This is a genomic window from Kangiella sp. TOML190 (assembly GCF_023706045.1).
Taxonomy (GTDB): domain Bacteria; phylum Pseudomonadota; class Gammaproteobacteria; order Enterobacterales; family Kangiellaceae; genus Kangiella.
In genome coordinates, this window is the sequence record NZ_BQYL01000001.1 from 905,837 (window position 1) to 917,963 (window position 12,127).

At 43.5% G+C, this 12,127-nt stretch carries 13 protein-coding genes; 4 read left to right on the plus strand and 9 right to left on the minus strand.

Annotated features, from left to right (window positions below; all coding sequences use genetic code 11):
* Positions 1–118: 118 nt before the first annotated feature.
* Complete coding sequence (gene rho, locus NFS34_RS04405; RefSeq protein ID WP_251358676.1) at positions 119–1,375, minus strand: transcription termination factor Rho; 1,257 nt, start codon at positions 1,373–1,375, stop codon at positions 119–121.
* A 250-nt stretch (positions 1,376–1,625) separates the two neighbouring features.
* On the opposite strand from rho, the gene NFS34_RS04410 reads away from it, so the two are divergent.
* Positions 1,626–3,470 (plus strand): hypothetical protein, encoded by a 1,845-nt coding sequence (locus NFS34_RS04410; protein ID WP_251358677.1) that lies wholly within the window; start codon positions 1,626–1,628, stop codon positions 3,468–3,470.
* A 210-nt stretch (positions 3,471–3,680) separates the two neighbouring features.
* Here NFS34_RS04410 and trxA read toward each other — a convergent pair whose 3' ends face one another.
* Positions 3,681–4,007: a thioredoxin TrxA gene (trxA, locus tag NFS34_RS04415; protein ID WP_251358678.1), complete on the minus strand. Its 327-nt coding sequence runs from the start codon at positions 4,005–4,007 to the stop codon at positions 3,681–3,683.
* Positions 4,008–4,117: 110 nt separating this feature from the next.
* Here trxA and rhlB point away from each other — a divergent pair, with 110 nt between their 5' ends.
* The 3 genes from rhlB (at position 4,118) to NFS34_RS04430 (ending at position 6,521) form a co-directional block, all read left to right on the plus strand.
* Positions 4,118–5,377 (plus strand): ATP-dependent RNA helicase RhlB, encoded by a 1,260-nt coding sequence (gene rhlB, locus NFS34_RS04420; RefSeq protein ID WP_251358679.1) that lies wholly within the window; start codon positions 4,118–4,120, stop codon positions 5,375–5,377.
* Between the two features lie 21 nt (positions 5,378–5,398).
* Positions 5,399–6,028 (plus strand): YceI family protein, encoded by a 630-nt coding sequence (locus NFS34_RS04425; protein ID WP_251358680.1) that lies wholly within the window; start codon positions 5,399–5,401, stop codon positions 6,026–6,028.
* Positions 6,029–6,215: 187 nt separating this feature from the next.
* On the plus strand, positions 6,216–6,521 hold the full coding sequence (locus tag NFS34_RS04430) for a hypothetical protein (protein WP_251358681.1): 306 nt from the start codon (positions 6,216–6,218) through the stop codon (positions 6,519–6,521).
* A gap of 27 nt (positions 6,522–6,548) precedes the next feature.
* On the opposite strand, the gene NFS34_RS04435 is transcribed toward NFS34_RS04430, so the two are convergent.
* From NFS34_RS04435 to NFS34_RS04465, 7 genes are all read right to left on the minus strand, one after another.
* On the minus strand, positions 6,549–7,055 hold the full coding sequence (locus tag NFS34_RS04435; RefSeq protein ID WP_251358682.1) for an acyl-CoA thioesterase: 507 nt from the start codon (positions 7,053–7,055) through the stop codon (positions 6,549–6,551).
* Positions 7,048–7,926 (minus strand): alpha/beta fold hydrolase, encoded by an 879-nt coding sequence (locus NFS34_RS04440; RefSeq protein ID WP_251358683.1) that lies wholly within the window; start codon positions 7,924–7,926, stop codon positions 7,048–7,050. The genes NFS34_RS04435 and NFS34_RS04440 overlap by 8 nt, the downstream gene beginning before the upstream one ends.
* Before the next feature lie 88 nt (positions 7,927–8,014).
* Positions 8,015–8,695: a DUF4197 domain-containing protein gene (locus tag NFS34_RS04445; protein WP_285834471.1), complete on the minus strand. Its 681-nt coding sequence runs from the start codon at positions 8,693–8,695 to the stop codon at positions 8,015–8,017.
* Between the two features lie 145 nt (positions 8,696–8,840).
* Entirely contained in the window at positions 8,841–9,167 is a 327-nt protein-coding gene (locus tag NFS34_RS04450) for a hypothetical protein (RefSeq protein WP_251358685.1), read from the minus strand.
* Positions 9,168–9,383: 216 nt separating this feature from the next.
* Positions 9,384–10,388 carry a porphobilinogen synthase gene (gene hemB / locus NFS34_RS04455; protein ID WP_251358686.1) on the minus strand — a complete coding sequence of 335 codons (1,005 nt, stop codon included), beginning with the start codon at positions 10,386–10,388 and terminating at the stop codon, positions 9,384–9,386.
* Positions 10,389–10,415: 27 nt separating this feature from the next.
* On the minus strand, positions 10,416–11,417 hold the full coding sequence (hemF, locus tag NFS34_RS04460; protein ID WP_251358687.1) for an oxygen-dependent coproporphyrinogen oxidase: 1,002 nt from the start codon (positions 11,415–11,417) through the stop codon (positions 10,416–10,418).
* 1 nt (position 11,418) lies between these two features.
* Entirely contained in the window at positions 11,419–11,985 is a 567-nt protein-coding gene (locus NFS34_RS04465; protein WP_251358688.1) for an L-threonylcarbamoyladenylate synthase, read from the minus strand.
* Positions 11,986–12,127: the final 142 nt, after the last annotated feature.

Genomic DNA, 12,127 nt, shown 5'->3' on the forward strand with positions numbered 1-12,127 from the left:
ATTAGCTCCTATAAATAACCAATAAGTATGCCAGATTTAATTTCAAGAGTTTGTATTAGGAGTGTAAATACCGGTAAAGAAAAAAGCCCCTGATATTATCCAGAGGCTTTGGGGTAGGTTAACGCTTCATGGCGTCAAAGAACTCGTCGTTACTTTTTGTGAGCGACATCTTATCGATTAAGAATTCAATCGCGTCTAACTCATCCATTGGGTGTAAAATTTTGCGTAAAATCCACATTTTCTGCAGTTCGTCAGGCGTGGTCAGCAAGTCTTCTTTGCGTGAGCCAGAGCGGTTAAAGTCGATGGCTGGGAAGACACGTTTCTCAGCGATTTTACGCGAAAGGTGCAGTTCCATATTACCAGTGCCTTTAAACTCTTCGTAGATAACTTCGTCCATTTTGGAACCCGTATCTACTAACGCTGTCGCAATAATGGTTAAGCTGCCGCCTTCTTCGATATTACGGGCGGCACCAAAGAAACGTTTTGGACGTTGCAGGGCGTTAGCATCCACACCACCAGTCAGTACTTTACCTGATGATGGAACTACGGTGTTATAAGCGCGGGCTAAACGCGTAATAGAGTCGAGTAAAATGACTACGTCTTTTTTATGTTCGACCAGACGCTTGGCTTTTTCGATCACCATCTCGGCTACTTGGACGTGACGCGCCGCAGGCTCATCGAAAGTTGAAGCAACCACTTCGCCTTGTACCATTCGCTGCATCTCGGTCACTTCTTCCGGACGTTCGTCAATTAATAATACGATGACGATACATTCTGGATGCAGGGTAGTAATCGACTGGGCGATATTTTGCAGCATCATAGTTTTACCGGCTTTGGGCGGCGATACGATTAAGGCGCGTTGACCTTTACCCACCGGCGAGGCTAAATCAATCACCCGCGCAGTAATATCTTCGGTCGAACCATTGCCGCGCTCCATTCGCATCCGCTCATCAGGGTGTAACGGTGTTAGGTTTTCAAATAGGATCTTGCGTCGAGAATTTTCAGGACTGTCGTAGTTAATTTCAGCAACTTTTAATAGGGCAAAATAGCGCTCACCATCTTTCGGCGGTCGGATTTTGCCGGTAATGGTATCACCGGTACGCAGGTTAAAACGGCGGATTTGGCTGGGTGAGACGTAAATATCGTCCGGACCAGCTAAGTAAGAGCCTTCGGCCGAGCGCAAGAATCCAAAACCATCGGGTAAGATTTCTAACACGCCACCACCAAAAATGTCTTCGCCAGATTTTGCGTGGTTTTTGAGTAAGCCAAAGATAATATCTTGTTTGCGCATCCGCGCCATGTGCTCAAGACCAGCCGCTTTGGTTAATTCAGCGAGTTCTTGGGCGTTTTTTTTCTTTAATTCGGATAAATTCATAGAGATCTACTAGAAAAGTTGTGAAATGCGTAAGATCGAAAGATCGGTCCTGTCTATCGTAATTTGAAATTGGAGTTGCCGTTTTCGTATTCTTTATTTAAATGCTACTTTTAAGCGTTACTAGCGGCTGTAGGTCTTGCTGGTATCAGCAGGGTTCAATTTAGCACTGAGGTGTTGATTTGTCTAGTGTTTTCAGGCTCTAAAACTGTGCTAGTATGTTGTTCGTACTGGGATGTAAGGGGGAGTAGCATTGAGTAGGTTTTTTGATGAACTGAAAAAGCGAAATGTTTTTCGGGTAGCGGTCGCCTATATCGTTATTGGTTGGCTACTGATGCAGGTGGCGGATACCTTAGTTCCTGTTCTGCAACTCTCTGAAGAGACCAGCCGTTATATTTTCTTAGCCCTGTTGATCGGTTTTATCCCGACCTTATTGTTTTCTTGGGCATACGAGCTGACCCCTGAAGGTTTGAAGCGAGAAAAGGATGTAGAGCGTGATAAATCCATTACTCATCATACCGCTAAAAAGCTCGATTTAATTACCCTGTTTGCTGTTTTTTTACTGTTGGTGATGATTGTCTGGCAACAAATGAGCCCGGTGACGGATCAAGTCACTCAGCCGAATAAGCTAGTTAAACAGACTACAGACACTACTACCGAAGACACTAGTCCATTAGCTGATGCCTCGATTGCAGTGTTGCCCTTTGCGGATTTATCAGCAGAGGGCAATCAAGGCTATTTTTCGGACGGTATTGCCGAAGAAATACTCAATGTTTTAGTCAAGATTAAAGAACTCAATGTGTCTTCACGGACCTCATCGTTCCAATTCAAAGGGCGTGATATTGGCATTCCTGAAATAGCCAAGCAATTGAAAGTTAAGCATGTGTTAGAAGGTTCGGTTAGAAAAGCAGGTGACACCATTCGAGTTACCGCGCAATTAATTGAAGCTCAAACCGACAAACATTTATGGTCAGAAACTTATGATCGTCCATTAACTGCCAAAAATATTTTTGCCATTCAAGATGACATTTCCAAAGCGATTGTTGCTGCGCTGAAAGATCATTTGGGTATTTCCATTACTGAAAAGGTAGCGGTAAAGGCAAGTACCGATAACTTAACTGCCTATGATTTGTATTTAAAAGCGAGGCCCTTGTTTCAAAGCCGTTTTAGGCTTGATGAAGCGGATCAGTGGCTAATTCAGGCTTTAGAACAGGATCCAAACTTTGTACCAGCGTTAGAAACTCGGGCGGCTTTGCAGTCCTTGATGGTGGAGTATGGATATAGTCAGTCTGAAAAAAATGATGTTATGTTGGCGACGGAAAAGCTAGTAAATAGGGCGCTAAGCATAGAGCCTAATAGCGCTTTGGCCATTGCGGTCAGTGCTAAATCAAGAATGAATAGCTATCAGCAATATAATATTCCAGTTGATATGAATCAGCTGGAGAAAGACTATAATTTTGCTTTAGAGCTTGATCCAAGAAATGCTTCTGCGCTTAATTGGCGAGGACTACATTATAATTATTTAGGATTTCTTGATAAGTCTTTGCAAGACTTTCAAACTTGCGTTAAGTATGAGCCCCTTTATGTGCCCTGCAGAGAGAACGTAACCGATACCTTGTCCGAATTAGGACGTTATGAAGAAAGTATGGACTCCTTTATTGCGGGTTTAAATAATAGTTCGCAAAAAATTCAGTATGTGCCGCTTTATATGTTGGCTAAATTAAAAAAAGAGGTAGCCTTTAAAACCGCGACTAATAATTTTAATCTGCTTTTTGGATGGCATCGGCATGATGAGCTGTATGAAGCTTACCAAAATCTTGATCAAGATCATTCTGAATTAGCTCGCGACATTAAACGATTTGCCAAAAACCATCAGGGCATAGATGCCTTAATGATCGATTCAATTATAATTGCGCTAGGGAGCAGTGATTTAATCGAAAATCCTTTCTTTTATTGGGGAGAAGGCGCAAAGAAATACCGCCAATCGCAGCATTTTAAAAGCTATATTAAAAAGTCGGGGATATTAGCGTATTGGCAAGATAAAGGCTTTCCACCGCAATGTAAGCCAGTAGGGCAAGATGATTTTGAGTGTGATTAAAACTGTATAAAGAATATAAATAAAAGTAAAAGTATTATGAGACTCAATAATCCGAGTCCACCAGCTAAATCGCTATCTTCTTCTACCCAGCCTTTGGGAAGAAGGTGCTTGCAATAAGGTTTCCTATGATATGAGCTAAATCTGGCATGCTAGTGTAAGATCTAAAAAAGAGGCTAAAAAGCCTCTTTTTTATTCAAATTAGATGACCAATTAGAGGTTAGAATCAATAAAGGCCATTAATTGAGACTTTGATAAAGCGCCCACTTTAGTGGCTTCCACTTGACCACTTTTGAACAGCATCAAAGTTGGAATGCCGCGGATACCAAATTTTGGTGGCGTTTCGTTGTTTTCGTCGATGTTCAGCTTAGCAACTTTAACCTTGCCTTCGTATTCTTTGGCGATTTCATCCAAAATCGGCGCGATCATTTTACAAGGGCCGCACCACTCTGCCCAATAATCAACCAGTACAGGGCCTTCGGCGTTTAATACTTCAGCGTCAAAGCTGGCGTCGCTTAGGTATACAATTTTGTCACTCATTAAAATATTCTCCTGCTATTGCTTGCGCAAAAGCCATTAGATGCTCACAATGGCACTATTTGAAACAAACAAGCGCCATTTTGCAAGCGCTCATGGTAAAAATTCACTTTATGGACACATCACATCTGTCAAATGTTACATTCGCAGAGTTAGGGCTGCATCCGAAACTGTTAAAGGCAGTACAAGATCTCGGTTTTGAGAAATGCACGCCGATTCAGGCCAAAACCTTGCCATTATTGCTCAAAGGGCAAAATGTAGCTGGCCAAGGACAAACCGGTACGGGTAAAACCATCGCTTTCCTACTGGGCATTATGAACGATATGCTCAAATTGCCGGAAATTGAGGGCCGTCGCCCGAATGAGCCGCGCTCTTTAATCATGGCGCCTACTCGCGAATTGGCGGTTCAAATCGCTAAAGATGCGGTACAACTCGCGAAATACGCCAAATTCAAGATTCGCGTAGTATATGGGGGTGAAGATTACGAAAAACAACGCCTATCGTTAGAAAAGGGCGTGGATATTCTGATCGGCACAACTGGCCGTTTGATTGATTATTACAAGCAGCACGCTTATGGCCTTGAAGCGATTGATTCGGTGGTGTTGGACGAAGCGGATCGGATGTTTGATTTAGGTTTTATTAAGGATATTCGCTATTTATTCCGTCGCATGCCGCCGGCTAATGACCGTTTGAATTTACTTTTTTCTGCGACTTTATCGCATCGAGTGCAAGAGCTGGCTTATGAGCAGATGCACAACCCACAACATATCCAAGTGCAAGCGACCCAAGTGACTGCCAAGAAAATTCGTGAAGCTTTATTTTATCCCAGCCGTGAAGAGGCATTGCCTTTATTAGTGGGTTTGATGCAGCGCTTACAACCGGAGCGTTCGATTGTGTTTACCAATACCAAGCGCGCGGCTGAGCACGTGTGGGCTTGTTTAAAAGGTAATGATATTGCGGCAGAAATGTTAACTGGCGATGTGCATCAGAAAAAACGCCTGCGTTTATTAGGCGAGCTGGAAAACAACAAGGTTAATGTGTTGGTCTGTACCGATGTGGCGGCACGTGGTTTGCATATTGATGGCGTGACCCATGTGTTTAATTTCCATTTGCCCGATGATCCTGAAGATTATGTGCATCGAATTGGTCGAACCGCGCGAGCAGGAGCAGAAGGTGACGCGGTTAGCTTTGCTGGTGAAGATTTTGCCATGAATTTAACCGCGATCGAAAAGTATATCGATCACGAATTACCAAAACTGGATATCAAACCAGAATATATGGCGGAGCTAAAACCTTCGGCGCCCATCCAGCAAAAACGCCGCCATCCCAGTCAAAGACGCGGTGGTAAGCCAAAAGGGCAAAAACGCTCTTAAGCTCGGGAATACAGTAGTTTTATGAAAATGCTAACGAAAAACGGTATAAGTTGCTTGTTAGCATTGCTGCTTTTGGTGCTGCTTAGTGCTTGTGCTTCTTTATTGGCACCCAAGGTTAAAAACCAGCTAATTGAGTTGCAAGCTGGTCAGTATCAGCTCGATAAAAACCATGCCAGTTTACTATTCCGGGTGAAACATTTAGGCCTGTCTGATTATGTTGGCCGTTTTAATGATTTTGATGCTAGCCTTGATTTCGATCCTCAAGATCCACTATCCATGCAACTGCAAGCTGTGATCAATAGCGCTAGTATCGATGTTAATAATCCGGAGTTTGAGGATACCTTAAAAGGTAGCAGTTGGCTCAATAGCCAAGAGTTTCCACAAGCCAGTTTTACCTCGCAATCAATTAAGCAAGTTTCCGACAATCAATTTATCATTACCGGCAGCTTGTTGTTGAATGGGATCCGTAAGCTAATTGATATCAATCTAATATTTAACGGCGGCGCCAATAATTTTATCAGTGGCAAATACACTCTAGGGTTTTCGGCTCGGGTGAGTTTTTTGCGCTCCGAGTTTGGCATTGACCAATATTTAGGGCTAGTTGGAGATGAGGTCTTGGTAGAAGTGGATGGAGAGTTTTATAAGAGATAAGAACTTTATCGCTACAGCATTATATGTAAGAAGGTTTTAAGGATCCAAGTTAACTTCTTTATAATATTTTTATTGTATGAACTATTTATGAATGTTACACATTCATGCAAAATACCTGTTGTACCTTGTTGTTAATTATGTTTATCATTTAGGTTCATTCTTTTTTTATTAAGGATTAATTATAGCAATGAAAAAAATAATATTGGCGGCTTTGCCACTTATCGCTGTTGGTTGCGCAACTACTAATGAACCAGTAACGGTAGCTAAAAACGAAAATGTTACAGTTGCAACAGCAAAAAATGCTGAAGCGGAAGAAACTACCGAAGCTAAGCAAAAACTAAAATGTGTTTACAGTCGCGCTACTGGCAGTCAGATGCGAAAAAAGCGTTGCTGGACAAAAGAACAGTATAAAGAAATACAGGAGCAAAGTAGAGATACACTCAGAAGAGCTGCTGAGGCAGGAACATTCCACCCAGTTCCACCTGAGAACTAAGAGCCGCGCGTTAAAGGGCTAGATAGATTAACCCCACTTCTCTACCACATGTTGGATCCGCTCTTCGCGGCGTTTGACGTGGGCTTTGATCTGCTGAGCTAGTTCAAAGTGTTTTTGCTCAGTTTCACTTTCGATAATCAGATCGGGTACCTGACAAGGTACTCGATTTTCATCAAACGCCACTAAGGTAAAGTGGGCGGTAGTGCTTAAAATATCTTTTTCGCCGCTTTCCCCTTCGTTGCGATCTACAAAAACGTCAGTTCGTACCATCATGGACGTGCGACCCACTAAGACCACTTTAGCTACGGTGCGGATCCTATCGCCTACAAAAATCGGATGCTTAAAAATGACACGCTCGGAAGAGGCGGTTGATACGGTCTGGCCTGAATAGCGAATGGCGGCCATGGCTGCTGTGGAGTCCATAATGGCTAATAATTCACCACCAAACATGTTGCCATAAGGGTTGCTTTGATTGGGAAAAACAAAGTTCCAAGTTTCGATCGCTTCGGCTTTTTTTTGTGGACGTTCAGTCATCGGATTTTCCAGTTAAAAAATTAAGCATAGGTTGCCATATTCCTTGCTCAATTTCTTGTTTTTTCTTAAATAATCCAAAATGGCCAATGGATTTCAGGTTGATATCTTTGGGCTGCACTAGCAGGGTGTTAGTTTGCCCACTGGCATAGTGACTTAAGAGTGCATCTCTTGCCGATACTGGTGCGTACCAGTCATCGCTGATGGTAACTGCAAAAATATTCGCTTTAATAGCTTGATAGGCGGACAGATCAAGTTCGTGTTGCGGGGTAAATAGATAATCTTTGGAGCGCGCCCAATTGAGCCACTGATTAACCGCGTGTTTGGGAACTGGGATCGGTCCAAGCATTTTGGAATGAAAGTAATCGCCTTTTTGGAATAATTTCACTAGAGGAAAAACCAGATACCAAATTCCAGCCAGTAAGTATTTTTGTAAACCTGGCCATTTGCGCCAAGTACCAACGCCACTGGCGGCAATGATGATCTTATTAATTTTAGGGCTGGATTGGGCTAGTCCCAATATTTGGCCGCCGGCGCTGTGGCCTAAATAGTGCAGCTCGGCCACTGGATCCTGAGCTAGGATAAATTGTATCGCTGCTTCAATATCCCGTTGGCCCCAGTGTTGCATCAGGATTTTATCGGTTGGCATATTGCCTTGTTTGGAATGACTAATACCGCGATAGTCGAAGACCAGAGTGTTAAAACCATTGCGCGCCATATAATCGGCAAAATGTTTGTAGTATTGGTATGGCACACCAAAAGCGGAGCCGATCAGCAAGTAGCGATTCGAACCTTCCGCTAAGTAGAAAGCACCTTGCAATGGATAGCCGTCGGCGGCTTCAAAGGTGACTTGGGTATGTGGGTAGGGCGGCACTAGGATTCACCATCATTAATTCAGTTCAATCATTAATACCTGAAATTTCGACAAATTACCAGTGGTCAGTCCAGTGCGCTTGGCTTTGTTATTGCTGAGCAAAGACTTTACGCAATAATTCGGTAGTCCGAGCGATGGGATCACGGCGTATTTTGGCTTCTTCTTGCGCGACTAGGGTAAACAAGCCGTCAAGCGCCTGTTCAGTAATGTAAGTTTCAATGGAGAGATCTTGTTTTTTGGTGAAGGGTAGGGCGTTATAGGTCTCTAGTAGCCTATTATAATCTTGGTAAAAGCCGACTTTTTGCATATTACTTTGTACTATCGGTTTAAAGCGGTTAGTAAGCGCTGTGGTTGTGTGAGTTTTAAAGTAATTGGTGGCTGCATTATCGCCACCTTGTAAAATTCCCCAAGCATCTTGCCAACTCATACGGCTAATGGCGTCGAAAAAAACTGCTTTAGCCTCGCCAGCGGCTGATTCTGCAGCGCGATTCATCTGCAACTCAAATTTATCCACATAAGAGCCCAAGCCAATTTTACGAATGGTCGTTGCCGCGTCATGAAATTTTTCCGGAACTGCAATCTTAATCAATGGGTTATCGCTAAAACCGCCATCTCGATTAGTCGCGAAGACGCTGTTTTCGGTGCCTACTTGCAACGCTTGCTTTAAACCCGCAGCCACGGTCTGCTGAGAAAGCCCCTGTTGTTGGCCGATAGAATCGAGAACTTGGTTAAAATCAGTGGTTTTACAGCTGATCAGTGTTAGTGAAATAAAAAGTGCAAAATACGCATAACTAGAAGTTTGGCAAAAAAGAGCTGCTGACTATAACACGAATGTTTTGCGAAATATAAATATGCTTAGTTTGAGGTATTGAGTTTTGAGTTGAGCGTCAGGACTGGGGAGTCTAGGGGAGGGGTTAGTGAGCATTAGGAACTGTTGGCGCACGTTTGCTTATTCGTGAGTCGCCCATTAAGAATTTGGTACTTACCAAAAGCTTTTGCTGATAGGGAATTGCTATGCCATCAACTTTTTTCTGCCCGAGTTGTTTGCCCATAAAAGCCTTTACGGTTTTTTCTTGAAGCTTTTTTGGCATACCAGGTTCGGTCGTTACCTTATCAACCTTACCTTGCAGGTTAACGGCTAGAATTACCTGATAATCATTAGTCACGGATTTATCTTTGGCGCACAAACTGCTACTCAAAAAACAAATTGCGACTAACAAGGCGTAGAAAATTTTTGTCATTGTCAAAAAGATATATGGTGTACGCACATTATACGGGATCCTTACGGGCTCTCCGTTTTGCGCTGTGTATTTTTTATACAATTTTACAATTGCTTTAGCTATAGTTTATAAGGGATTAAGGGATGCTTGTAAATTGACAAAAAACGTCAGTTTTGGCATAGAAGCTTTGCTCGGTAGAGCTGACAAGGCAAGCAGCGCCTAGAGGGAACTAAAACTTTAGGCGCTTTTTATCAGGTAGCGGCAAATGTCTTTCGCAAAATAAGTCAAAATTGCGTCGCAACCAGCGCGTTTAAAGGCGATTAATGACTCCATTACAACCTGCTCTTCATCCAGCCAGCCGTTTTGTGCCGCTGCTTTGAGCATGGCGTATTCGCCACTGACTTGATAGGCAAAAGTAGGCACTTTAAATTGATCCTTCACTCGTCGAATGATGTCTAAGTAGGGTAAGCCGGGTTTGACCATCACCATATCTGCGCCTTCTTCAATATCCAGTGCGACTTCATGCAGCGCTTCGTCAGAATTAGCAGGATCCATCTGATAGGTTTTTTTGTCAGCTTTACCTAGAGCGCTACTCGAGCCCACCGCATCGCGAAAAGGCCCATAAAAAGCAGAAGCATATTTGGCGGCATAGGATAAAATCAGGGTGTTGGTAAAATCAGCGGCTTCAAAAGCTTCGCGAATGGCACCAATACGACCATCCATCATATCTGACGGTGCTACGATATCGGCACCCGCTTGAGCGTGAGTTAGGGCTTGCTTAACTAATACTTCTTTAGTGACTTCGTTTAAGATATAGCCATCACCGTCAATGATCCCATCTTGGCCGTGGGAAGTATAAGGATCGAGCGCCACATCGGTGATAATCCCTAGTTCGGGAAACTCGGCTTTAATCGCTTTAACCACCGTCGGCACTAACCCTTGCGGGTTATAAGCTTCGGCCGCATCTAAGGATTTTTTATTTTCGGAGATAACCGGAAACAACGCAATTGCTGGAATCCCTAAATCGACAATCTCTTGGCATTCTTGTAATAATAAATCGAGTGACTTGCGTTCAATCCCTGGCATTGAAGCGACCGCTTCACGGCGATTATTACCTTCTAAAACAAACATCGGATAAATCAAATCTTTCGCCGATAGGCTATTTTCACGAACTAAATCCCGTGAAAAAGCATTCGCCCTAATGCGTCTCAGTCGTCGGTTTGGATAAAATCCACTATTCATAAATTATCTCAAGTTCGTAATTTGTAATTAAAGGTTAAGCCAATCCTTTGGCTTTAAATAATAGTCAGTCAATTGAGCTTCGGGACTACCTTCTTGTGGCTGATAATCGTAGCGCCAATTTACCACATTCGGTAGCGACATGAGAATCGACTCAGTGCGCCCGCCCGTTTGCAGTCCGAACAGAGTGCCGCGATCCCAAACCAAGTTAAACTCCACATAACGACCACGACGGTATAGCTGGAAGTCGCGCTCAGCTGGGGTAAAGGTTTCGTTTTTACGCCTGGCTAATAGCGGACGATAGGCTTTGATGTAGTGATCGCCCACCGAGCGCATAAAAGCAAAACAACGCTCAAAGTCCCACTGGGAACCATCGGCAAAAGTGGCATCATTGTTTAAATCATCAAAAAATAAACCGCCAATACCACGATGTTCGCCGCGATGTTTCAGGTAAAAATAATCGTCGCACCACTTTTTATATTTGGGATAGACTTCGGCGCCAAATGGCTCGCAAGCATCTTTTGCCGTTTGATGCCAAAAGACACAATCGTCTTGATTGGCGTAATAGGGGGTGAGATCGAAGCCGCCGCCAAACCACCAAATGGGCTCTTGGCCTTCTTTCTCGGCGATAAAAAAGCGCACATTCATGTGCGAAGTGGGCGCTTTCGGATTTCTCGGATGAATCACTAGTGACACGCCCATGGCTTTGAAACCGCGCCCTGCTAATTCAGGTCGGTGCGCCGTGGCCGAAGCCGGCAAGTTAGTGCCTTCCACATAAGAGTAATTGACTCCACCTTTTTCGATGACTGCGCCATCTTCCATCACTCGAGTAACGCCACCCCCGACAATTTTTTCTCGATCCCACTTATCGACAATAAAGTCTTTAGCGCCATCTTCGGCCGCTAATTGCTGACAAATATCTGCTTGTAACGCTAACAAGTAGTCTTGAACTGCCTGAATTTTTGCGGCGGCGCCAGTACCTTTGATATTAGTATCTTGGGTAATAGTACCTTGAGTATTGGTAGCTTGCATCTTAATAAGCTCGAATGATGGTTTGAGTTTCGGCGTCAATTATAGCCGAAGGTTTGGCAAAGCTCCCAACATTTCCTGATAGCACTTGATCAAGATCATCGTGAAATTGGTTGCGCACTTGATGCGCTTTGGTAAAGGGTGGTTGGCCGGCGCGATTGGCGCTGGTAGAGACGATCGCACTATTGGCCGTCTCGCACAGAGCTTGAACCAGTGGGTGATTAGAAATACGAATGGCAATTTTTTGATGAGTACCGCGAAGCAGCTGTGACACTTGCGGCTCAACGGGTAATAACCACGTTACTGGGTAGTCTTTTTCAATTAACAGACAATCAATAAACTCTAAACCAGTTTCGGAAATATAGGGGATCACTTGATCCATGTGTGAGGCCACTAAAATCATACCTTTTTGCCAGTCGCGCTGTTTGATCTTAAGAATCCTTGATAAACCTAGATTAGAATCAGGCGAGCAGCCAAAGCCATACACCGCCTCAGTAGGATAGGCGATCACGCCATTATGGAGATTAATCCACTCGGCAGCTTTGCGGATCTGAAAGTTAATCTGGGTCATCAATAAAAAAGGCCAGCTTAAAACTGGCCTTTAGTATAGCTTTATTTAGCTAAATCAGGAACTTAAGTCATTAATTTCTTTTACCCAAACAGTACTATTCAAAGCTTTTAAAACTGCATAAGAATTGTTAAAAAATAGCAAC